General features: G+C 58.4%; 16 protein-coding genes and 1 other RNA gene. 14 read left to right on the top strand and 3 right to left on the bottom strand.

Annotation, left to right across the window (positions count from 1 at the left end):
• The first annotated feature begins 72 nt into the window (after window positions 1-72).
• Window positions 73-1,935 (top strand): tetratricopeptide repeat protein, encoded by a 1,863-nt coding sequence (locus NMA52_RS08925; RefSeq protein WP_254827315.1) that lies wholly within the window; start codon window positions 73-75, stop codon window positions 1,933-1,935.
• On the opposite strand, the gene NMA52_RS08920 is transcribed toward NMA52_RS08925, so the two are convergent.
• Both NMA52_RS08920 and NMA52_RS08915 read right to left on the bottom strand, forming a co-directional pair.
• Window positions 1,924-2,817 carry a DMT family transporter gene (locus NMA52_RS08920; protein WP_254827314.1) on the bottom strand — a complete coding sequence of 298 codons (894 nt, stop codon included), beginning with the start codon at window positions 2,815-2,817 and terminating at the stop codon, window positions 1,924-1,926. The two genes, NMA52_RS08925 and NMA52_RS08920, sit on opposite strands and share 12 nt — an antisense overlap.
• Window positions 2,818-2,843: 26 nt before the next feature.
• Window positions 2,844-3,374: a helix-turn-helix domain-containing protein gene (locus NMA52_RS08915; RefSeq protein ID WP_254827313.1), complete on the bottom strand. Its 531-nt coding sequence runs from the start codon at window positions 3,372-3,374 to the stop codon at window positions 2,844-2,846.
• A gap of 212 nt (window positions 3,375-3,586) precedes the next feature.
• On the opposite strand from NMA52_RS08915, the gene NMA52_RS08910 reads away from it, so the two are divergent.
• From NMA52_RS08910 to rdgB, 13 genes are all read left to right on the top strand, one after another.
• Window positions 3,587-4,123, top strand: a complete 537-nt coding sequence (locus NMA52_RS08910) for an RNA polymerase sigma factor (RefSeq protein ID WP_183496842.1) — start codon at window positions 3,587-3,589, stop codon at window positions 4,121-4,123.
• Between the two features lie 286 nt (window positions 4,124-4,409).
• On the top strand, window positions 4,410-5,669 hold the full coding sequence (locus NMA52_RS08905; RefSeq protein WP_254827312.1) for an NYN domain-containing protein: 1,260 nt from the start codon (window positions 4,410-4,412) through the stop codon (window positions 5,667-5,669).
• 67 nt (window positions 5,670-5,736) lie between these two features.
• On the top strand, window positions 5,737-6,453 hold the full coding sequence (locus tag NMA52_RS08900; RefSeq protein ID WP_254827311.1) for a pyridoxine 5'-phosphate synthase: 717 nt from the start codon (window positions 5,737-5,739) through the stop codon (window positions 6,451-6,453).
• 334 nt (window positions 6,454-6,787) lie between these two features.
• Window positions 6,788-9,955, top strand: a complete 3,168-nt coding sequence (locus NMA52_RS08895; protein WP_254827310.1) for a SusC/RagA family TonB-linked outer membrane protein — start codon at window positions 6,788-6,790, stop codon at window positions 9,953-9,955.
• Between the two features lie 34 nt (window positions 9,956-9,989).
• A complete protein-coding gene (locus NMA52_RS08890) occupies window positions 9,990-11,705 on the top strand; it encodes a SusD/RagB family nutrient-binding outer membrane lipoprotein (protein WP_254827309.1) in 1,716 nt (571 codons plus the stop codon).
• Between the two features lie 70 nt (window positions 11,706-11,775).
• Window positions 11,776-12,762, top strand: a complete 987-nt coding sequence (locus tag NMA52_RS08885) for a hypothetical protein (RefSeq protein ID WP_254827308.1) — start codon at window positions 11,776-11,778, stop codon at window positions 12,760-12,762.
• A gap of 614 nt (window positions 12,763-13,376) precedes the next feature.
• Complete coding sequence (locus NMA52_RS08880; protein WP_254827307.1) at window positions 13,377-16,610, top strand: SusC/RagA family TonB-linked outer membrane protein; 3,234 nt, start codon at window positions 13,377-13,379, stop codon at window positions 16,608-16,610.
• Between the two features lie 84 nt (window positions 16,611-16,694).
• Entirely contained in the window at window positions 16,695-18,020 is a 1,326-nt protein-coding gene (locus NMA52_RS08875) for a SusD/RagB family nutrient-binding outer membrane lipoprotein (RefSeq protein WP_254827306.1), read from the top strand.
• 153 nt (window positions 18,021-18,173) lie between these two features.
• A complete protein-coding gene (locus tag NMA52_RS08870; RefSeq protein WP_254827305.1) occupies window positions 18,174-18,929 on the top strand; it encodes a hypothetical protein in 756 nt (251 codons plus the stop codon).
• Between the two features lie 74 nt (window positions 18,930-19,003).
• The gene (locus tag NMA52_RS08865; protein ID WP_254827304.1) at window positions 19,004-20,722 is read left to right on the top strand and encodes a GMC oxidoreductase; all 1,719 of its coding nucleotides are present in this window, start codon (window positions 19,004-19,006) and stop codon (window positions 20,720-20,722) included.
• Window positions 20,722-21,456, top strand: a complete 735-nt coding sequence (locus tag NMA52_RS08860) for a gluconate 2-dehydrogenase subunit 3 family protein (protein WP_254827303.1) — start codon at window positions 20,722-20,724, stop codon at window positions 21,454-21,456. Before NMA52_RS08865 ends, NMA52_RS08860 begins: the two co-directional genes overlap by 1 nt.
• Before the next feature lie 73 nt (window positions 21,457-21,529).
• Window positions 21,530-21,626, top strand: an RNA gene (gene ffs, locus NMA52_RS08855) — signal recognition particle sRNA small type.
• Between the two features lie 57 nt (window positions 21,627-21,683).
• Window positions 21,684-22,292, top strand: coding sequence for an RdgB/HAM1 family non-canonical purine NTP pyrophosphatase (gene rdgB / locus NMA52_RS08850; RefSeq protein ID WP_254827302.1), 609 nt, complete (start codon window positions 21,684-21,686; stop codon window positions 22,290-22,292).
• On the opposite strand, the gene NMA52_RS08845 is transcribed toward rdgB, so the two are convergent.
• A complete protein-coding gene (locus tag NMA52_RS08845) occupies window positions 22,255-23,892 on the bottom strand; it encodes an amidase (RefSeq protein WP_254827301.1) in 1,638 nt (545 codons plus the stop codon). The genes rdgB and NMA52_RS08845 overlap by 38 nt on opposite strands.
• Between the last annotated feature and the right edge of the window lie 164 nt (window positions 23,893-24,056).

Raw genomic sequence — 24,056 nt, 5'->3', positions numbered from 1 at the left:
CGGGGCTTGTAAAAGCCTTCCAACGACGGAGCGGCGGTTTGGGTTGCCGGCGGGGGCAGCTATCTTCGCCGCATGAACGGCAATCAGCCCTGGTACCGCCGCCCCGTCGTTCAGGCCGCGGCCCTATTCGTATTCAGCTGCCTCCTGTACGCGAATACGCTGGGACATGATTTTGCCTTGGACGATGCCATCGTGATCACGGAAAACTCCGTCGTCCAGCGGGGGCCGGCCGGCTGGGGAGACCTGTTTACCCACGACTCGTTTTACGGCTTTTTCGACGAGCGCGACCGGAGCACTCTGGTTACCGGCGGGCGCTATCGCCCCCTTACGCTGGCTATGTTTTCCCTCGAACGGCTGGTGAGTGACGGTCCGTTCGTGCACCATCTTTTCAACGTCCTGTGGTACGCCGCGCTGGTCGTCATCGTCTTCGTCGTGCTGCGACGAATGGGCGGACCGTGGTGGCTGGCCCCGGCGGCGGCGGCTCTCTTCGCGGCGCACCCCCTGCACACCGAAGCCGTGGCGAACATTAAGGGGCGGGATGAAATCGTGGCATTGTGCGGGGCGCTGGGGGCTCTGTTTTTGATTCTGCGCGCGGCCGAGGAGGAGCGGTTCTGGGGCGGGGTCGCGGGTGCCGTGATTTTTCTATTGGGCTGTCTCGCCAAGGAGAATGCCCTCACCTTCGTCGCGGTCATTCCCCTGTTCGTGTATGCATTCGTAGAGCGGGGCTACCGACACTTAACTCCGCTGCTGGTGGCGACGGTGCTGTACCTGGTGCTGCGAACGAGCGTAATCGGCTGGGGCGGCGGCGAGCCGCCGCTGGAGTGGATGAACAACCCCTTTATGCGGCCGACTGGCGCAGGAGAGTGGGAGGTCCTTACCTTCTGGGAGCGACAGCCTACGGTACTGTACACGTTATTCGTCTACCTCAAATTACTCGTCTTGCCGGTGGGCCTGGTCCATGATTACTACCCGGCGGCCATATCCCTGAAGTCGTGGAGTGATCCGGTCGTGCTCCTGAGTTTGGCGATCCACGTAACGTTGCTCGTTTGGTCGGTATGGCACCTGCGGTCCCGCCATAAACTGATCGCGGTAGGAATGCTGACCTACCTGCTCACGCTATCCGTGGTCAGCAATGTTTTCTTCAGCGTGGGTACCCTGATGAGTGAAAGATTTCTGTTCATGCCCTCCTTCGGCTTCGTCCTGGCGGCGGCGGGTCTGGCGGCCGTCGGTACCCGGAAAGTGGCGATGCTGCCCTGGATAGTTCCCGCCGTCATACTGGTATTTTCGGTGCTCACGGTAAGCCGGAACCCGGTATGGAAGGACAACTATACGCTATTCACTACCGACGTCGTGCGCCAGCCCCGGAGTGCCAAGCTGCGAAACGCGGCCGGCGGGGCACGACTGGACCGCTACCAGATGCTCGACGAGGACAGCCAGGCCGGCCGGTCCGACCTCCTGCGTGATGCCCTGCGCGATCTGGACGAGGCGATCCGGATCCACCCCGCTTACTATAATGCCTACCTGTTGCGCGGGAATGCCCGCCTGCTGCTAAAAGATTACGACGGTGCCATCGAGGATTACCGAAGGGCTTCCCAGCTTAACGATACAGACGACGTGCGCAAGAATCTGGTGATCGCCTTGCAGCGCGCCGGACGGGCGGCGGGGGAGGAGCGCCAGGACTTTCCGGCGGCGCTAGGGTACCTGGAGCAAGCCGATCAGCTGCGCCCCAATGATTACGAAACGCTTCGCCTGTTGGGCATCGCCAGTGCCATGAGTGGTCAGCTGCCCAGAGCGGCCGAGTACTTCCGCCGCGCGCTGGAACGTATGCCCGAGAATGCCGGGGCACTGCGAAATTACGCCACGGCGCTGCACCAACTCGGGCGGGTAGAGGAGGCCGGCGAACTCTTCCGGCGGGCCGATTCCCTAGATCAGTAAGCGGCGCTTACGACGACGGACGAACCGCATGGCCCCCGTATACCCGAAGACCGCCAGGAGGATCAGCAGTGTTCCCCAGTAGAAGTTCGGGCTGAGTTCCTGAGCGTCGTCCAGTAAAAAGTAAGCGAGAAAAATGCCGTATACCGGTTCCAGGTTTACGGTAAGGTTGGAGGCGAAGGCGGACAGTTTGCTGAGGGCACGCAGGGACAGAAAGAACGTGAGCGTAGTGCAGACCAGCGCGAGAACGAGTAGGTAGAACCAGTCTACCGCGGTCGGCCAGAACCGATCACCTCCGAGGGAATAGAGAAAGGGGGCCAGGAAAAGGGTAGCGGCTCCCAGTTCGATGAAGGTGATGCGCAGCGGATCACTGCTGCCGATGTACTTTTTGTTGAGGGACGTGAAGGCCGAAACCAGCGCGGCGGACAGCAGGCCCACCGCGATGCCGAGATTCATGCCGGCGTCCACCCCGTCCACGATCAGCCAGATACCGGGGAGGATGAAGATACCCAGCAGCAGTTCGTACCAGACGAAGGGGCGCTTTACGATAAGCGGTTCGAGCAGGCTGGAGAACAGGGAAGTAGTGGCCATGCAGACCAGGGCGATGCTGGCGTTGGCCAGTTTGATGGCCCCGTAGAAGGTGACCCAGTGCAGCGCTACGATGACTCCGATACCGGCGAGTAAGAGGAAGCGTCGCAGGCCCACCTCGCGCACGACCCGGGAGATGCGCACGAAGAAGATCAGGCTGAGGCTGGTCAAAAAAACCCGCCACCACACCAGGGTGAGGGCGGAAAGTTGGATAAGATCGCCCAGGATGGCGGTGAAGCCCCACAGGAACACGGCGATGTGGAGCTCCAGATAGGCGCGCTGTTCGGAGTAGGCCATTGTGTCAGGTGCTGTCAGGGTGTCGTCTAGCTACACTGACAACCGAGCTCATCCAGTAGGTTGCGGTGCTCCTTCATGAGTTGGTTGCTGAGTTCGAGCAGTTGCAGGTAGTGGGCCGCGTAAATTTCGGCTTCCTGACAGGGTTTGTCGAGGGTGGCTCGCTTGTACTCGAACAGGTGGTGGGAGGAGTCGATCAGACCGCTCAGTTCCGTACACTTTTGCAGGTAATCCCGATAACGGTCGTGATGGTCGTTCTTCTCTTCGTGGCGGGCGCTGCGGGCGAGCGCGAGTTCGGCGGGGTCGGTGAGATCGCGGCGGGTGAAATCTCGCGTGGTAATGTCGAACAGGTGACTGATTCTAAGCAATTTACAGATGCTGGGCTCGGCGCAGCCGCTTTCGTAGCTGGCGATATTGCCCCGGTTGAGCCCGACCCGCTCGGCGAGCTCCGTCTGGGACCAGCCGGCCTGCTTGCGCAACACCCGCAGATTGGAGGCGATGAAGTTCGGAAGCTTTCCGGACCTGGAGGGCGGGGGCAGTACGGAGTCCTTATTGTCCATGCGTTTCTCGTGAGCTGTTGTCCCTAGATTACAATTCGGTGACGAAGTTGGTTGATAAGTGTCAAATTTTTTTACCGATCCGTCGATTATAATGGCCCTTTGGTACGAAACTTGTACCTATTATGGGGCACAATGGCCGCCCGGTATTTGCTTAATGTCCCTTCAGGGGTTAATTTTGTAAATATTTTTTACAGGCCGCAAATCAAATGAAGATGACAGCTACTAAGCAGCAACAAAAAGATATACAAGACCTACTGTCCACGATTACCAATAGCCTCCGCGCCTTTAGCCTAAAATTGACGGGTAACATGAACGATGCCGAAGACCTGTACCAGGACACGGCTCTGCGGATCATGACCAATGCAGAAAAGTATAATCCGGGCACTAATTTCAAGGCCTGGGCAGTTACCATCATGCGTAATATTTTTATTAACAATTACCGCAAGAAGGTGCGCCGCAATCTCATTATAGACCAGACTCCCAATAACTACTACATCAATAGTGGGAACAAGACCGTCGTGAACGACGGGGAGAGCGAGGTAACCTTCAACGAGCTTCAGGAACTGGTAGACCGCCTTCCCGATGATTTCCGTGTTCCCTTTTTGATGGCCTACCAAGGATATAAGTACGACGAGATCGCCGAGCAGCTCGGTAGCCCCCTGGGTACCATCAAGTCCCGCATCTTCTTTGCCCGTAAAAAATTGCAGAAGATGTACGAGGAAGTGATGCGCGAACGCAGCGTAGCGTAATAATTCTTGGTCGGAAGTTGATTGCTTGAGCTTTTATGTGCAACTTTACGCTCACGCTTGCTTTCCTACTGTTGTAGGAGGCGGACCGTCTTTGCCAAGTTGGTGAGTTTTTACCGCTCCTTACTGTCTCTGTTTTTACACTATGAACGATTAAGACCCGCATTTTGCCGTTTTGTCCGCTAAGCTTCATGCTTTAGTCACTGGTCATTTCGTTGCCTGATCGTCGCACATCAGGCCGCCGGACCACTGAATGTTCACAAACGGTAGGGTTAACATTCTTGTATCCATGCTCAATAGCCTAGCTATTTTCTGGGACTTCGCACAGCTTCATTATGCTCTGCTGAATGCCGCTAATAACGGGAACCCTTCCCGTATACCTACCGCCATGCCTCAGCCGGAGGTCATCGACGTTGCCTGCCTGTTACAGTATTTCGATGAACTCGGCCGCGTGGTCAGCAACCGCGCCTACGCCGACTGGCGGCCACTGGGAAACTACGGGGAGGTCCTCGGCGAATCGGCCATCGACCTCACGCAGGTCTTTCCGAACAAACTCGGCAATCCCGTCGTGAACCGACGCCTCACCGCCGACGTCATCGACTATTTGCAGTCCGCGGATGCGGCCACCAACATTCTGCTTATCGGTGGAGGGAGTGAGTACCGCCAACTCCGGCAAATCGTCCACGATAAGGGAGGCAAACTTTTCGGCCTTGGGGTCGAGGCGGCCAGCGACGACTTCTGGATCGAGAGCTGCGATGAATTCTACTTCTACCATCGATTGGGATGTAAGAAGCTTTACTCGGGCGGCATAGCCGATCTCAATATCGATCTGCAGCAGGGGCGAACCCTACTTACCGTGGCCATGAACCAACTCTCACGCTATTACGGCACGGAGTGGATCCAGCAGGTGCGCATCAAACCGGCGATCATCCGTCAGGAACCCGGATTCGATGAGGGGCTGCTCGGTTACGAAGCCTTTAGTCATTTCCTGCGCGACCAATCCGATCTGCTGGAACGGCGCCACCGGGAAGGCGAGCAGGAGCCCGAATACCGATTGGTGGGCTCTGCCACTACGGGACCCGAAGTCGTTCGGCAGCCGGCACCCGAACAACTGGCCAGTTTCTACCTGCGGGTGGCCGGGCAGCAGGGTATCCGAATGCCGGACCCCGTTATTATGTGGGAGGGCATTGACGTGTACGCCGGCTTCCTGGCGGATGACATCTCCTTCGGATCCTTCTCCGAAATAGACCAGGAATGCCTGCAGTTGCTGCGGGAAGACTTCCCCAACTTATCCATGACGGAAGTTAAGAAAGTACGGCAGGTACTCTTTAAGTGCTTCCTGTTCCGGCCCTCCGTGGACGATACCATTGGTTTTCACGAAGAGGTACAGGGACTGGAGGATATCGAAGACAGATACTTTCAACTTATGCTGGCGCGCATCGGCAACAACATTGACGAGCCGCTCGACTACACCGCGCTTTCCCTGGCGCTCACCGGTAATCCGGATCAGGCCGACCGCCTGCAGGCGCTCGACAACGAGGAGGAGTAGGGGTCGTACCTTGGCGGCTATTCGAGTACCTCCCGCCCGCACCGGGCGACCAACCCCGTAGTCCGCCATGCCGCGTTTGTCCGTCAATCTGAACAAAGTCGCCCTCATTCGTAACAGCCGGGGCGCAAACTTCCCCGATTTGATCAAGGTGGCGCGGGACTGCGAGCGGTACGGCGCCCAGGGGATCACCATACATCCCCGTCCCGACCAACGCCACGCCCGTTACGACGACGTGGCGGCACTGAAGGAGGTAGTAACCACCGAGCTTAACATCGAAGGCTACCCCACGGAGAAGTTTCTTGACGTAGTACTCACGACACGACCCGATCAGGTAACCCTGGTGCCGGACGAACCCGGTCAATTGACTAGCGATCACGGTTGGGATACGATGAAGCGTGCGGACGAGCTGCGGCCCATCATCGGGCGCTTGCGGAACGCCGGTATCCGGACCTCTATTTTCGTCGATCCCGATCCTAAGATGCTGGACGGAGCGCTCGCGATCGGCACCGATCGCATAGAATTTTATACCGGCCCGTACGCCCACGCCTACGACACCGATCGGGACGGTGCGGTGGCACCTTTTGCTTCCGCAAGTGCCCACGCCGCGGCACTCGGCCTCGGCATAAATGCCGGGCATGATCTCAACCTGGATAACCTGGCTTACTTTGTCAGCAAATTACCTGACCTTCAGGAGGTTAGCATTGGACATGCTCTCGTAGTGGATGCCCTGTATTTCGGGTTGGAGAATACCATTCAACTCTACCTGAATCGGCTGGAAAATTAAGTCCGTTGCTCCCGCGCGCCGCCGCCCACATCGTGTAATCGCAACATCGCGAAATTTGCTTGCGTACAAGCTTTCAGGGACGAGCAAAAAAATTAATGGTTGCATGGACAGCGAAATATTTTAACTTAGCGTTCACATTCGCACCCTTTGCTCTACGCTGTGGCAGAGGCAGGGGTGGTGAATAGGCTGTCCGAAAGTCACTGTTTGCCTAACCCAACCGAATACCTTCACACCGATAGTTATAGATGAAACTACCCCGAGCAAACGTGCCCGGTGTACCCTGGACCTTTTTTGTTCACGATTGAAATATGTAATCAACTAAACATAGACTAGCATGAAAAGACTTTCACTAGTGATGGCGTTGGTCTGCTTTGCCTTTGGCATGGCACTGGCGCAACGCACGATCAGTGGAACGGTGACGGATAAGTCCGACCTCCCATTGATCGGTGCTTCTATTTTGGTCAAGGGTACCACCTCGGGTACCGTGACCGACATAGACGGAAATTTTGCCCTGGAAGTGCCCACGGCCGCCGAATTCCTCATCGTTAGCTACACCGGTTTCTCTACGCTGGAATACCCCATCGACGGGGTGGCGAGCGAGGTGAACATCGTGCTGAGCGAATCCGCCAGCCAGCTCAACGAGGTGGTCGTTACCGCCCTGGGCATCCGCAAGGAGAAAAAGGCGCTGGGCTACTCGGTAGCGACCATTGGTTCCGGCCAGGTGGAAAACCGGGTGGAATCCGACGTAGGCCGTATTCTACGGGGTAAAGCTGCCGGTGTGGACATTACCCAGACGTCCGGTATCGCCGGTTCGGGTACCAACATCATCATCCGCGGCTACAGTTCCATCAACGGGTCCAACCAGCCGCTGTTCGTCGTGGACGGTGTGCCGTTCAACTCGAACACCAACTCCGACCTCGGTTCCCGGCAGGGTGGTGCTACGGCCTCGAGCCGGTTCCTGGACCTCGATCCGAATAACATTGCCGAGATCAACGTACTCAAGGGACTTTCCGCAACCGTTCTCTACGGCGAGCAGGGAGCCAACGGTGTTATCCTGGTCACGACCAAGAACGGTCAGGGAGGCGCCGAGGCCCAGAAGGGCTTTGAGGTAAGCGTTACCCAGGGCATCGCCCGTACGGAAGTCGCTAACCTGCCCGACTACCAGAACACCTACGGTAACGGATTCTCCGGCAACTTCGGCTGGTTCTTCTCCAACTGGGGTCCGGCCTTCGATATCCGGGGGCAGAACGGTATTGCCGCGGACGGCACGGTGGAGCACCCGCTCGATCAGGAGCGCTACAACGAGGCGTTCCCCGAATTCGAGGGTGCCCGGTACGACTATAAGCCGTACGATAACGTGTCCGAATTTTTCCAGACGGGAACCGTCGCGAATACCAGCATCAACGTCGACCGGAACTTCGGTAACGGGATTAGCTTCAATGCGAACTACAGCTACCTCGACGATACCGGCTTCACGCCCAATAACTTCTACAATAAGCACAATGCCGGCGTGGGTGGAAAGATCAACCTGGATAACGGCCTGCGTATCCAGACGAGCCTGAACGTGGTCAGCAGTGACCGCCAGTCGCCCCCCGCTTCGTTCAACTACGGATCCAACCCTTCCGGTGGCGACGCGTCCGTATTTGCTAACGTGCTCTACACGCCCCGCTCGATCGACCTGATCGGATTGCCCTACCAAAATCCGCTGACCGGCGAGCAGGTCTACTACCGCCGCGGATCCGCGATCCAGAACCCACTGTGGGGTATCAACAACATGTTTGATAAGGAGACGGTAAACCGGTACTTCGGTAACGTGGCCGTACAGTACGACCTGGCCGACTGGCTTACCGCTCAGTACCGGATCGGTGTCGACGCCTATACTCAGGAGAACCGCCGCGAGATCAACCGCGGGGGCAGCCAGATCCCGGACGGGGTACTTACGACTACCAACCGGCGCAACACGATCATCGACCACGTGGTCAACCTTAGCTTCGATACCGACCTCAGCGATGCCCTCAACCTGAGCGGTGTGGTCGGCTACAACGAGCGGATCGATAAATTCAATCTGAACGGCGTAACGAGCACTAATCAGTTCATCTTCGACCTCTTCACTCAGGACAACTTCATCGAGCACAATGGCTACCAGGGTATCCAAGATGAGGCTTACCGCGGGGTGTACGCCAGCCTTACGGCCGGATTCAACCGCTACCTCTACCTGACCGCCCAGGCTCGTAACGACTGGAGTTCGACTCTGGAGGCCGATCAGCGTTCCATCCTGTATCCTTCGGTGAGTGTAAGTTTCGTTCCCACCGACGCTTTCGCCAGTCTGCAGAACAGTAACGTCCTGAACTACCTTAAGCTACGCGCCGGTTACGGTTCGTCGGCCCGCTTCCCCGATCCCTACACGACCCGCGCGATCCTGGGATCGGCTACGAACGTGTCCCAGACTCCCGGCGGCGCGCCGCTCAACATCAACTCGGTGAGCGACCGCCTCGGCAACCGCCTGCTCGAGCCCGAACTCGTGGGTGAACTGGAATTCGGTATCGAAGGCCGCTTCTTCAACAACCGCGTCGGACTTGACCTGAGTCTTTACGACAAGCAGTCCAGCGACCTGCTGGTCGACCTCCCGCTGGATCCCGCCACCGGCTACACGACTACCCAGATCAACGCGGCCGAAGTATCCAATAAGGGTATCGAAGCCCAACTTAACCTGGTGCCGTTCAAGGGTGATTTCACCTGGGACGCGACCTTCAACTTCACCCGGAACAAGAACATCGTAGAGGGACTCACCGACGGTGTAGAGGAGATCGCCTTTGCCGGCTTCTCCAACCTAGGCAACTTCGCCATTCCCGGGCAGCCCTTCGGCGTAATCCAGGGTATTCCTTACCAGCGCGGACCCAACGGCGGCCTGCTGGTAAACACCGCCGGCAGCTACGAGCCGGGCAACGAGATCGATATCATCGGCGACCCGAACCCCAATTACACGATGAACTGGCTCAACACCATCAGCTATAAGGGACTGAGCCTCTTCTTCCAGTGGAGCTACACCGACGGGGGCGACATCTACTCCGTCACCACGGCCACGATGCTGGCGCGGGGTCTGACCACCGACACCGACTTCGACCGCTTCCTTCCCCTGATCCTCGAAGGGGAGGATAGTGAGGGTAACCCCAACACCATTCAGGGCTACGCGGGAGACTACTTCTTTGATGCTTACTTCAACGCCGATGAAGGGTCGATCTTCGACGGTACCGTTATTCGTTTGCGTGAGGTGGCGCTGAGCTACGCGCTTCCCGCCAGCCTGCTGGATCGCACGCCCTTCGGCTCGATCAGCCTCCGGCTTGCGGGTGAGAACCTGTTCTACAACGCCCCCAACTTCCCCGAAGGCGTGAACTTCGATCCCGAAGTACTCTCGCTGGGCGTAGGCAACGGACGCGGCTTCGACTTCCTGACCGGTCCGACCGCCAAGAAGTACGGCGCTACGCTATCCCTCACCTTCTAATCAAACCAAACGAAAACGAAAACAAGCAACGCATATGAACTTGTTTAAAAGATGTTTACTGGCAGCCACCGTCCTGTCGGTCGCCGCGTGCGCGGACCTGGACGAACTGCTGGTCAACCCCAACGGCGTCTCTCCGGACCAGGCGGATGCGCCGTCGCTCTACAACAGCGTACAGCTATCGTTCCAGGACGTCCAGAACGATCCTTACTTCTTCGCCGCCGGGCTGGCCCGGATGGATGCGGAAACGGGAGGATTTACCTATACCGCCACCCACCAGCCGACGGAGTTCGACGGGATGTGGACCAGATTCTATTCGGGATTCCTACCCGACGCCGATGCCTTCATCGCCCTGGCCGAGCCCCTCGGGCAGGACGCCGCCGTCGCTTCGGTGAAGATCATGAAAGCCTACGGGTACACCCAGTTCGCCGACCTGTTCGGGGATATTCCGCTGGACGAGGCGGGACAGGGGAACGCCGAAACCCCGATCACCAACCCGACGCGTACCTCCGGTGCGGATGTATACGCCGCCGCGAACGTCCTGCTGGACGAAGCAATCGCCCAACTCGATGGAGCGAGTAACTTTGATATTGCCTTCGATAACTATTTCGGAGGTAACGCCGCCCGCTGGGCGACGCTGGCCAAAACGCTGAAGCTGCGGAATGCCGTGACCACCCGCCTCGTCGGTGGGGGTAGTGCCATATCCTCCATCGTCGACGGTGGTGACATCATCGACCAGAACAGCGAGAACTTCGAGTGGAAGTACGGCAGCAACCGCAATAACCCGAACAACCGCCATCCTTTCTACAACGATAGCTACGAAGATGACGACGGCGTGTACCAGTCCAACTGGTACATGTGGCTGATGGCCGAATCGAAGGGTTTCATCGATCCCCGCACGCGGTACTACTTCTTCCGCCAGGATAAGAACATCTTTCCCGATGCCGTCGCGGACGACCCCAACGCGTTTGACTGCATCTATACGTCCGTTCCGGACCCCGATGTCGTTCCGCCCTGGTACGAGGAGATCAGCGACGATATGCCCTACTGTCTGGGCAGCTATGGCCTGGGCTACTTCGGCCGTGACCACCTGAACGGTTCCGGTATTCCACCGGACGGACAGTACCGGACCGTCTTCGGACTATACCCCGCCGGTGGACGTTACGACGACGGAGCGACCAACGAACTGGTACAGAACGGAGGTACGGACGGTGCCCTCGGTGAAGGTATCGAGCCGATCTGGCAGGCTTCCTTCACCCACTTTATACTGGCCGAAGCCACCCTGACGGGTAATTACAATGGTGACGCCAAAGCGCTGCTCAAGCAGGGGATTCAGCTGTCCTTCGACCGCGTAACGGCTTTCGAAAGCAAGGTCGACGGTTCGGAGGTGATCGCTACCGTACCGATTGAGGTTACGATCGAGGACACTTACGCCTCCGACAGCACCGTCAATCAGTACATCGAGTACGTGATGGACGAATACGACGACGAGGATGAAACGGGTAAACTGGCCATCGTAGCCCGGGAATACCTGATCGCACTGTTCGGCAACGGACTGGAGGCCTATAACCTGTACCGGCGTACCTGCTTGCCGATGAACGTCCAGCCCGGAATCGACCCCAATCCAGGGGCTTTCATCCGGTCGGCACTTTACCCATCGGTACACGTCAACCGTAACCTGAATGCGTCGCAGAAGGGGTCGTTCACGGAACCCGTCTTCTGGGACACTAACGACGCTAGCTGCAACTACTAGTCGTAGCGTTCACCAAACTTAACCATTTGCCTTCCCGGCCTGCCGGGTCGGGAAGGCTAAACAATAAACTATGTTTCATAAATCACTGCTTTTCCTGGCCCTGGTCGCGCTCACGGTAGCCGGTTGTGCGGACGAAGAAAAGACTCCCATCGTAACCCAGGATACCCTGTTGTTCGGGGCCTTCCCCCGGCTGGTGGAATTACGGACCGGTGAGTTTGATCTAGCCAATCTTCAGGGTTCATCCTACGAAATGGAGGTCGACTTCGTGGACAACGCGGGTGGCGAGGATGTGTCCGAATACCGGGTTTACGTCGCCTTCGACGATAATACTCTCGGCGGCGGCCGCACCGATTTCTCCTCCGATTCGAAGTTGTTCCGGACCTACACGCCCAGCGACTTTACCGCCGGGCCCAACGGTAATCTCGGCGTGACCGTAACCATTCCCTTTACCGAAGCCGCCAACTTCACGGGCGTGCCCCTCGATTCGGTCCGCTCCGGTGATCGCTTCCAGATCGTAACGGAAGTGGTCAAAGAGGATGGCCGGGTCTTCGGCTCCGTCAATTCAACCTCGGCGGTCACGAGTGCCTTCGGGGGCATCTTCGACTTCAACATCAACGCTACGTGCCCGTTGCCCGACGATATGTTCGTCGGTGACTATACCCTCACTTACGGATACGTATACGATGAATTTGCCCTGTTCGGTGCACCCGTCCAGGCTCTCGGTAACGAGCCGTTCTCCCGGACGGTCACCCTCGAGTTGGTGCCGGGTTCAACAACAAGACGATCGTTTGACATCGGCACCTACGTCGTTCCCGGGTACAACTTCGCCGCGGGTACCGTAACCGTCGACTTCGCCTGTGACGTGGTGACTTCTACCGCCATCGATTCCGGTGCGGGTTGTGGCTCCGGTACGATCGCCGCGACCCAGAAGGGAACCGCTCCCTTCACGCTTACTGATGACGGCACGTTCACCATCGAATACACTGACTTCGGCGATACGGATGGTGGCTGCGGAGTTGCCGGCAAGGACTTTAGCCTGGTGTTCACGAAGAACTAAGGGTCGGAACCTTACCGTAAAAATCAGATTGGGGGAGTCTTCCGGAAGGAGGCTCCCCCAAGTCTTTTTAGGCTAGACCGTGCGGTGTGAAAATCTTAGGTGCGGAATGATTCGTGCCGCTTTCGGACGGCGAGCGCGGGAGCGGGGTGGGGGACCGAGGTGCCGGCCATTTTGGAATGCCGGGCACTGACAACGATTGTACGGCAACTGCGGTTTCGGTTGATCCGCGCCACGCGGATCAGTCGTTCCTGCAGGTTTGGTGGACGGTTATTTTATTGCTCCCGCGCTCCGCCGCCGCAGGAAGATCACAACCAAAACCACCGGAGGTGAAGCTCCATTTGCACGAGTGGAGCGCAAAAAATAATAGTTGTTCAGGCAGCGAACTAAATTAACTTAGCGTTCACATTCGGACTGCAGTACCCTCCACGCGTGGGGAGCGTGCGGTCGAATTGACGTTCAGCTAGCCAATTATTCGCCCAATCCAACCTAGCCACCAACCACTTCAACAAAATCTAACGGAGCCCAACGGAGCCCGCAGCGAGCACACCCGCACGCTGCGCCCTAACCATATTTATTAACCTTTGAGACAAGTAATCAACTAAAATCAGACTAGCATGAAAAGACTCTCACTAGTGATTGCGTTCGTCTGTTTCGCCTGTGGCTTAGCGCTGGCGCAACAGACCGTAACCGGTACCGTACTGGACGCCCGGGGAGAACCGCTGATCGGCGCCTCCCTGCTCGTGGAAGGAACGACCTCCGGAACCGTTACCGACATCGACGGCAATTTCAGCATCGCGGTACCCGCAGGCGCGGAGAACCTGGTCGTGAGCTACACGGGCTTCACCACCAACGTCGTGCCCATTCAGGGCAGTGCTCCCCTCAACATCGTTCTGGAAGAGAATGCCGCCCAACTCGGAGAAGTAGTCGTTACCGCCCTCGGTATCGAACGCCGCCGGGACGAGGATCTTTCCTCCGCCACGCTCATCGAGACCGACGTGCTGCAGCGTTCGGGAGAGACCGGGGTAATCCAGGGACTGGCCGGCAAGAGCTCCGGCATCAACATCACCCGCAACTCCGGCGACCCGGGAGCGGGCGCCTACATTCAGATCCGCGGACAGAACACTATCCTCGGAGACGCTTCTCCGCTGATCATTCTTGACGGTGTGCCCATCTCGAACAGCTCCGTTGGAAACAGCACCGCCGGCGTGGTACAGCAGTCGCGCCTGAACGACATCAACCCGCAGGACATCGAGAGCGTGACCGTACTGAAGGGGGCCTCCGCCGCCGCTATTTACGGTACCAGTGCCGCCAACGGCGTACTCGTGATCCGTACCAAGCGCGGACGTACGGCCGGCAAGCGCTACAGCATCTCCGCCGGCATCACTTACGGCCTCGACGAAGTGAACCGGGAGTACGAAAAGCAGGGTATGTTCGGGCAGGGACTGCCCGATATCTACGCCGGCGTGCCCTACAGTGAGTTCGGTGCCTGGGCTCCGAACAACAGTCTGAGCTGGGGCGACCTCATCGCCGATCGTAGCGGAACGGACCAGGTCAATACCGGCGGAGCCTTCTTTACCGGCGACCAGACCGGAACCGTTTACTACCCCATCACCGAGAAAGGTGACCAGACGGTTTACAACGAATCGAACCGCGATCAGGTCTTCCGCACCGGCAACACGGTAGATATGAACATCGGCGTGAACTACCGCACGGACAACAGCAACACCTTCTTCAGCGTCAGCCGCCTCGACCAGCAGGGAATCATCGACGGACAGTCGGACTACTCCCGGACCACGGTGCGGATCAACCAGGACTTCAACCTGATCGACAACCTGAACATCCGGGTCAATACGAGCTACTCCGGCATCTCTTCCGATCGCGTACAGTCCGGATCCAACCTGAACGGTCTGTACCTGGGCTACCTGCGTACCTCTCCCGATTTCGACAATACGGACTACAGTGGGGTGTACACCGCCGCCAACGGCCTGGAGCGTCCCGGTCACCGCGGCTACCGCCGGTACCTCGGAGATGCCCGCCCGACCTACAACAACCCGGGCTGGACGATCAACGTACAGCAGAACCCGAACGAGGTAGATCGTTTTCTCGTCGCTCCGGAGATCAACTGGAACATCCTGCCGAACCTGACTGCCACCGTACGCTACGGTCTGGACTACTACACCGACGAGCGCCGCACCGTGTTCCCCATCAACTCCGCCGGTGACTACGGCCAGGGTGGTTTGTTCCGGGACGAGATCACGGAGAAGACCCAGAACCTGTTCTTCATCCTGAACGGTAGCTCGGACATTACCGACAAATTCAACCTGGGCTACACCTTCGGTTACAACCTCTACGACAACGAGTACCAGCGACTGTCCGGATCGGCGCAGAACCTGCTGTATAACTCTCCGAATCAGGAATTCATTCTGGAAAACGCTACCGCCCCCAACCAGGACACGGAGCAGTTCCTGAGTCGCAACCGTAAGAACGGCGTCTTCGGCGTGCTGAACGCCGAGTTGTTCGACAACCTGCTGCTCGAACTGAGCGGACGTGCCGAACGTACCGCTACGATTCCCGACGAGATCTTCTTCTTCCCCTCGATCAGCCTGGGCTACAAGGTGCTGGACGACAACACCAAGCCCGTCAGCTTCCTGAAGTTGCGCGCCAGCTACGGTGAGGTCGGTATCGAGCCCGGACTCTACCAAAACCGCAACCGCTACATCGCTTCCACGGCCGGATCCGAAGGTTGGGGTGACTACCTCGACGGTGCCAACTACGGTGGTACCTTCTCCCGCTCCTCCATCCAGGGTAACCCGGATCTGACGATCGAGCGCGTGAACGAGATCGAAGTCGGCGCCGACTTCCGCTTCCTGCGCAACCGCCTCGGTCTGAACGTTACTTACTACGACCGTAAAACCCAGGACGGTATTCTGGAACTCGAGGCTCCTCCGAGCTCCGGTTTCGAGACCGTTTTCGCCAATGCCGCCGAAATCTCCAACCGCGGGGTTGAGATCGATGCCTACTACAACATCGTATCGAAGGACGACATCAACTGGCGCGTGTTCACCAACTTTACCTCCAACGAGAACACCGTGGAAGCGCTGCCGGGCGTAAGCCGTTACATCCTTAACGGATTTACCTCGACTTCGTCGGCCGTAGTAGAAGGTGCCCCCTTCGGTGCCCTGTACGGTGGCGTATTCCTGCGCGATGATAACGGAAGCCTGGTACTGGACGAGAACGGATTCCCCACCAACGCCCCGACCCAGGACGTGATCGGCGATCCGAACCCGGACTGGCGCGGCGGACTCGGAACGGAGTTCAGCTATAAGGGCTTTTCCGCCAGTGTTCTCTTCGAGACCGCCCAGGGCATGGATATGTGGAACGGCACCATCGGCGTACTGCGTTACTTCGGTATCGACCCCTACACCGCCAACATCGCTACCGCGCCTACCGACCTGAAGACCTACCTCGGTTCGGACATCCCCGCCGGCAGCCAGTTCCGGGGCAACGTCGTCGACTTCGGCGGCGGTCCCGTAGCCGAAACGGCCGAGTGGTACCTGGACAACGGTGGTGGATTCGGATCGGTGGACGAGCAGTTCATCGAGGACGGATCGTGGACTCGTCTCCGCGAAGCTACCCTGGCCTACACGCTGCCCAATGACTTCCTCGGCAACAGCGGCCTGGACAACGTAACGATCGGAATTACGGGTCGTAACCTGGTCCTCTGGACGGACTTCACCGGTGCCGACCCCGACACCAACCTCACGGGTGCATCCAAGGGTCGTGGTCTTCACTACTTTACTAACCCAGGAACGCGTTCCGTTCTGTTCAATCTCAAATTCGGTTTCTAAACGAACCGAACTGAAACACGGTGGCCGGCACTTCGCGTGCCGGCTACCCTTGATCGAACCTTATAAAGCTATAACATGAAACCAATGCGTTTTCTTGGTCTTGCCACCGTCGTCTCCCTGGGCCTGGCAAGCTGTCAATCCTTCGTTGAGGACATCAATATCGATCCCAACAACTTTACCGACATCAGCAATTCGCTGATCACTAATCATGCGGTACTCAACCTGGCGACCATTTCGGAAGCCGAAACGGCGCGCATCGCCGGCATGTGGACCGACCAGTTTACCGGCTCCGACCGTCAGTACATCACTCAGGACAATTACGGGGTAGGCGATTCCGACTTCGACGCCATCTGGGGCGATATCTACCGGGGCGGACTGACCCAGGCACAGATCGCGGCGGATAAGGCCCGCGAGCTCGGCTCGGAGAGCCTGCTCGGCGTTGCCGAAATCCTTCAGGGTCACTACGCCGCCGAAGCAGCCCTGCTGTTCGGTGACGTACCCTTCACCCAGGCCAACAAAGCTGCGGAGTTCGCCGACCCGGTCTACGAACCCCAACGTGACGTACTGATGGCCGCCATCGCACTGATCGAAGGCGGTATCGCAAAGACTGATCTGAAGGTTACGGATGCCAACTCGGTTCTGTCGAGCAGCTCCACCTGGGACCAATTTGGTAACGCGCTCATTGCCCGCTACAAACTCGCCATGCGGGATTATGCCGGGGCGCTGGCCGCCGCTCAAGCCGCTAATTTCAGTAGTGCCTCCAACAGCGTCGACATCATTCACTCGACCACCAACTTCGCCGAAAACTCGTACTACCAGTTCGAAGCGGAGCAACGGACCGATTACCTGACCTTCGACAACAGCTATCTGATCAACCTCATCGCCCCCGATTCCACGGATACCTACCGGGGCGACGACAAGACCGACGACAGCAACCGGGTCGCCTACTACGCCGACAACTCTTCCGACTTCATCCGCCTCAACACGAACCCCAACGGACTCTTCGCCGCGGCCCAGAACTGGCCCGTGATCGGGTACCCGGAGGTGCAGTTGATCATTGCCGAAAGTGCCGCCCGTACGGGAGATACCGATACCGCGATCGAAGCCCTGAACAATGCCCGTAACTACTGGGACGGAGTCATGGGCACGGACGATTACCAGGACTACGACGAGGATGACTTCGGCGACGACGACAGCCTGCTGAAGACCATTCTCACCGAGAAGTTCGTGAGTGTATTCGGTGTTCCGACCTTCTACGACATCGTTCGTACCAATAACCTGATCGGTACCGACCTGGATGGTCGCACCACTCCCGCCCAGCGCTTCCTTTACCCCTCTACCGAGCGTTCGTCTAACGCGAACTACCCCGGATTGAAAGAACTGGACACGCCGACCCCCATCAACGGGTAAGCCCCAAGGGGAGCCGTGAATTGACGGCGATTGTTTCTTTGGTAGCGGACACATTCCTCGGAATGTGTCCGCTGTCGTTTGTGGCTACCCTATCTTAACGGAACGAGCCCGAGCTCGGGCCAAACGTCCCGGAATCAACTAAATCATTGAAGCATGCAGCAACTGGTGACCGCGCGATGGATTCTGATCCTCTGCTTCCTGAGTTGGGGCCTGCTGCCGGCACAGGAAGAAGTGAAAGATTTCACGGAAGAAATGGTAACCAAGGATCGATCCAGGGAATCGATGTTCAACGCGGCCAATCCCAACGCCGCCCTCGTCGGCGGCGGGAATTTTTACGTCAGCAATCCCGCGCCGGCTTACGAGGTAGACGTCGATAAGGCCTACCTGAATCCCGAGTTTCAGCCCTTCGTCGTGACCCTCATTGACGGACAGTCCTTCGAAGTGCCGGCCCGCCTCCGCCTGATCGATCAACGAATCGAGGTAATGGTGGAGGGGCAGGCCTACGATCTCGACGGGCAGGTACTCCGGGACGCCACGGACCATCGGGGAAGAACATTCGTCAGCATGTTCGACCCCACCGGGCGGATTCGTGGTGCGCAGCTGTATGAGTTAGCCTTCGTGGGCAAGACCAACCGGCTGCTCGTCAACGTAGCGACCGTTTGGGAGGACCCTCCCCGGCAGAACATGTTCGATACCCGGGAGGCGACCCGCAAGTTGAAGGAGGTCACCAGAGTGTACCTGGTCACTTCCGTCGGTAGCACCGAGGTCAACCAGGTGAAAGATCTGCTGACGGGCCTGCGACTGGACCGTAACGATCGGGCTTACCGCTACGCTAAAAGTAAAAAACTGAAAAACCGACTCGGGGATTTTATCCGCCTGCTGGAGTTCGTGGAGCCGGGTGCGGATTAACAGCCCGGTCCCCGACATTTGCGGGACAACTGCGGTGGGGGTTTGCTATATTGCCAACTAAACCCAGATCATCAGTGCAGATTAAAAAGAACGACAAGGAATACGATGTCGTCATCGTGGGCTCGGGCGCCGGCGGGGGCATGTCGGCCAAAATTCTCGCCGAAAACGGACTGAAAGTAGCCATCATCGAGGCGGGTCCGTACTTCGACCCCCAGGATAATGCCATGAAAACCCAGTTGCGGTGGCCGTGGGAAAGTCCGCGCCGCGGAGCGTCTACCACCCGTCCGTTCGGGGATTATAACGCCGCCTTCGGGGGTTGGGAACTGCCCAATGAGCCCTATTCGACGGTTGGAGACACTCGCTTCGAGTGGTTCCGGTCCCGCATGCTCGGCGGCCGCACCAATCACTGGGGCCGCATCAGCCTGCGTTTCGGCCCCGACGACTTCCACCGTAAGGACATCGATGGGTTGGGGGCTAACTGGCCCATCAGCTACGAGGAGATCAAACCGTACTACGACCGGCTCGACAAGCTGGTAGGCGTGACGGGCACGAATGAGGGGTTGCACAATGACCCGGACGGCTTCTTCCTTCCTCCGCCCAAGCCGCGTCTTTCGGAAATGATGTACACCACGGCTGCCCGCTCCAACGGAGTGCCCGTGTATCCCTCCCGGATGTCGATGCTTACCAAAAAGCTCAACGAGGACCGGGGTGTTTGTTTCTACTGCGCCCAGTGTAGCCGCTCCTGCGCCGTATACGCCGACTTCAGCGCCGGCAGCGTCCTGATCTTCCCCGCCATGAAGAAGACGGGGCAGATCGATCTGTTTGTTAACAGCATGGCCCGGGAGGTGATCACCGACGACACGGGAAAGGCCACCGCGATCAGCTACGTCAGTAAGGACGACCGTCGGGAATACGAGGTGAAGGGTAAGGTCATCGTACTGGCCGCTTCGGCCTGCGAAACTTCCCGCTTGCTGTTCAACTCCCGCCAGAAGGGACAGACGAACGGACTCGGTAACAGCAGCGGCACCCTGGGCCGTTACCTTCACGACAGCACGGGCGCCGGTATTTCCGGCTTCATCCCCGGCCTCATGAACCGTACCCGCTACAACGAGGACGGAATGGGGGGCATGCACGTCTACTCTCCCTGGTGGGGTGACAACAAAAAGCTGGACTTCCCGCGCGGCTACCACATCGAAATGGGCGGAAGTATGGGAATGCCTATGTACGGTTTCGGTGGAGGACACCAGACGGTGCAGAAGCTCCTCAACTATAAGGTCGGTGGCTACGGAAACCCCCTGCTCCAGGAGATGAAGGAGGTGTACGGAGCTTACTTCTACATGGCGGGACGCGGAGAATCGGTCGCGCTCTACGATAACTACTGCGAGATCGACCCGAACACCGTAGACGAGTGGGGCATACCGACGCTGAGGTTCCACTACAAATGGACGGACCACGAACGCCTCCAGGCTAAGCATATGCAGGAGACTTTCCGGGCGATCATGACCGACATGGGGGGAGAGATCCTCACGCCCATGCCTACGTACGAGGAAGACTACGGTCTGCTGGCTCCCGGCCAGATCATTCACGAGGTAGGTACCGCCCGCATGGGAGACGATCCGAAGGATAGCGTGACCAATAAGTACGGCCGACTGCACGACGTGCCCAACGTGTACATCACCGACGCGGCCGTCTTCGCCTCCCAGGCCGACAAAAACCCCACCTGGACCATCATGGCCCTCGCCATGCGCAACTCCGAGCACATCGTCTCCGAACTCAAGAAAATGAACATCTGATGGATCGCCGTAAATCACTAAAAACCCTCCTCGGGGGAGCCGTAGGCACCGCAATCTTTACCCAGGTCGGCTGCAAGAACGACGGTGACCTGGTACCGGACAGCCTCGTAGGCGTCGAACCCACCAAGGGCTACGGCCTGCGGACCGCGTACGAAGCCGAGCGTGACGAGCGCATCCGCAACGATCGCTTCTTCACGGACTTCGAACTGGAAACCATCGGCGTCCTCGCCGACATCATCGTTCCAGAAGCCGAAGATCACGCTAAGGCAACGGACACCGGCGTAGTAGAATTCATTGAATTCATGGCGCTCGATCAACCCCTGGTACACCAGCGGCGACTCCGGGGCGGACTGGCCTGGATCAATACCGAAAGCAGTCAACGCTACGACGGGAAAGCCTTCATCGAGGCTACTCCGGAAGAGCAAATCGCCATCGTCGACGACATCGCCTACCCGGAAGTGGTAGAAGCGGCGGAGGACGACCGTCTGCTTCCCGGCGTGCAGTTCTTCGATCACCTGCGATTCCTGGTCGTAACGGGCTTCTTTACCAGCAAGGAGGGAGTGAAGTATATTGGCTACGAAGGCAATCAGCCTAACGTCTGGGACGGCGTGCCTCAGGAAGTGCAGGACAAACACGGCGTCTCCCTCGAGGAAAAGTACCTACCCCTCTACGTCGACCAGGAACGACGGGAAATCACCGCCGAATGGGACGACGAGGGCAACCTAATCAGCTAGCTAAAGACTTAGAGGGCCGCCAAAAATTTCCCCGGAATGCTCCCACGGTATGGCATTAATCCATACCTTTGTGGCTTGGGCGGCACACGGTCAGCTCCTTCTGAATTCCCCCAGGGCAGAAATGCAGCAAGGGTAGGAGGTTGAGCGACTGGTGTGCTTGCCCATTTTTTTTGCTCTTTTCCCAGATTTCACCGCACCCGCGCGCGTCCGCCCGGTTGTAGCGCCTGATGAAACAGCAACTGGTCTTTGCGACCAACAACCCCCACAAGATCGAGGAAATCCGGCGGCAGCTGGGTAATCAGTATACCTTCCGTAGCCTGGCGGACATCGGGTGCACGGAGGATATTCCGGAGACCGCGTCGACACTGGAGAGCAATGCACGACTCAAAGCCCACCACGTCAAGGACGGCTACGGACACGATTGTTTTAGCGAGGACACCGGCCTGGAGGTCCAATCCCTCGGTAATGCTCCGGGCGTGGATACGGCTCACTATGCCGGACCCCAACGAAACGCGGAGGATAATAATGCCAAATTGCTGTCCGACCTCGCCGACCGCCCGAACAGACTGGCCCGCTTTCGTACGGTGATCTGCCTGCTGCTGGACGGGGAGGAACAGTACTTCGAAGGCATTTGCGAGGGGCGCATTGCCACCGCGCCCCTCGGAAACGACGGCTTCGGTTACGATCCGGTCTTCGTACCCACTGAGGGCGACGGCCGCACCTTCGCTCAGATGAGTCCGGACGAAAAAGTCAGATTAAGTCACCGCGGACGGGCCATCTCCAAGCTGCAAACCTTTCTCAGAAGCCGGTCGGATGCAGATCGTCCCACCGGGTAGCTCCCTGATAGGCCGCCGCGATATTCACTAGCGCCTGTTCGCCGAACAGGCGACCGGTGAAGGTGATGCTGGTTGGCGTTCCCTCGTACATACCGTTCGGGACAGTGATAGAGGGCTGCCCGGTCATGTTGGTTATGAACAGACTGCTGGAATTCCAACTGGGGTTGACGTAAACGTCGATGTCGTTTTCCAGGAACAAGCGATCCATTTCTTCCATCAGTTCACGTCGTAAGCGGTTGGCCTGTACGTACGCTACGGCCGGGACGAAGTGGGCCGTACGGAAGGCGTTGGGCCAGGCGTTGCGGACCTGACGGGTAAGCATGTCGTCGTCGCCACTCCGCGTCAGAGATTCGAAGGCGGCGGCGGCTTCCACGTTCAGAATAAAGCGAATGTCCGGTGCGTTCGGCAGTTCGATCTCCACCAATTCGTACCCGAGATCGCGGAGTTGTTGGAGGGCCAGGGAGTCATTGGCCGCGAAATTGTAGTCGTTAGCGAAACTTCCCTTCAGGTAGCCGATGCGCTTTCCGGTGGCGGTCGGTTGCGGCAGCTCGAACTGGAAACCCGCCCGGATCGCGTGGGCATCCCGGGGGTCATAGTGGGCGATGGCTCCCAGCACCAGTCCGGCATCGGTGGCCGAACGCGTAATAGGCCCGATCTTGTCCATGGTCCAGCTGAGTGCCATGGCCCCGTACCGCGATACCCGACCGAAGGTGGGGCGCAGGCCCGTCGTCCCGCACACCGTGCTCGGGCTTACGATACTGCCCAGGGTTTCCGTTCCAATGGCGAAGGGCACCAGGCCCGCCGCGACCGCGCTGGCCGAACCGGCGGACGAGCCACTGCTGCCCGCTTCGGTATTCCAGGGGTTGCGGGTCATTTCACCGAACCAGACGTCTCCCCATGCCAGAGCTCCCAGGCTCAGCTTAGCGCAGAGGACGGCGCCCGCCGCATCGAGTTGTTCGATGACCGCGGCGTCGAGGTCAATGGTCTGGTTTTCGTAGGGCTTGGCTCCCCAAGTCGTCCGGTAGCCGCGGGCCGCGAGCAGATCCTTGGCACCATAAGGAATGCCGTGCAGATAACCCCGGTAGTTGCCGGCGGCGAGTTCCGCGTCCATTGCGTCAGCCTTCTCCAGCGCACGTTCCTCCGTAAGCGTGATCACGCAGTGCAGGGTAGGGTCATACTGCCTCAGCCGAGCAATGAAATACTCGGTGAGTTCGCGGCTGCTGATGCGTTTGTGGTAGATCAGGGAAGCCAGTTCTTCCACCGTCATCCATTCGTAGGCCGTTCCCGTCGTGGCAGGAGGGGGCGGGGACGCAGGAGCCATCACGCTAGTATCCGCCGGCAACTGCTCCGCCCTGAGCACCGGGCTGAAGACGAGTGCAGGCGATAGCTCGTTGGGGATGTCCCGGTGGCCGATGCTGTCGAATGCTTCCAGGTTCTCTTCGAGGTCAGGAAGCATGAGATCGATCTCCTGGTCGCTCAGAAAGTCTATACCTAGCACGGCTGCGGCGTTCCTTACCTGGTCGGGTGACAGGGCGACCACCGTAACGGCCAGTAGGAACCCGCTGAGGGGAAGAAGAAGCAGTATGTTGCGCAGTTTCATGGTTTGATTGGTTGGGCGCGCAAACTACGATTTTGTACCCAAGGTGTAGCGACGGCTTGAGCCGTCGAGCTGTATTCATTGCTGTATTACCGGCAGCATGGCGACTACAGTCGTAAAGACGTGTAGCGACGGCTTGAGCCGTCGAGCTGTACATACCGCTTGTA

The organism is Lewinella sp. JB7, from assembly GCF_024297185.1.
Classification (GTDB): Bacteria; Bacteroidota; Bacteroidia; order Chitinophagales; family Saprospiraceae; genus Neolewinella.
Note: the sequence above shows the minus strand (reverse complement) of the source record. Positions and strands in the feature narration are given on the sequence as shown.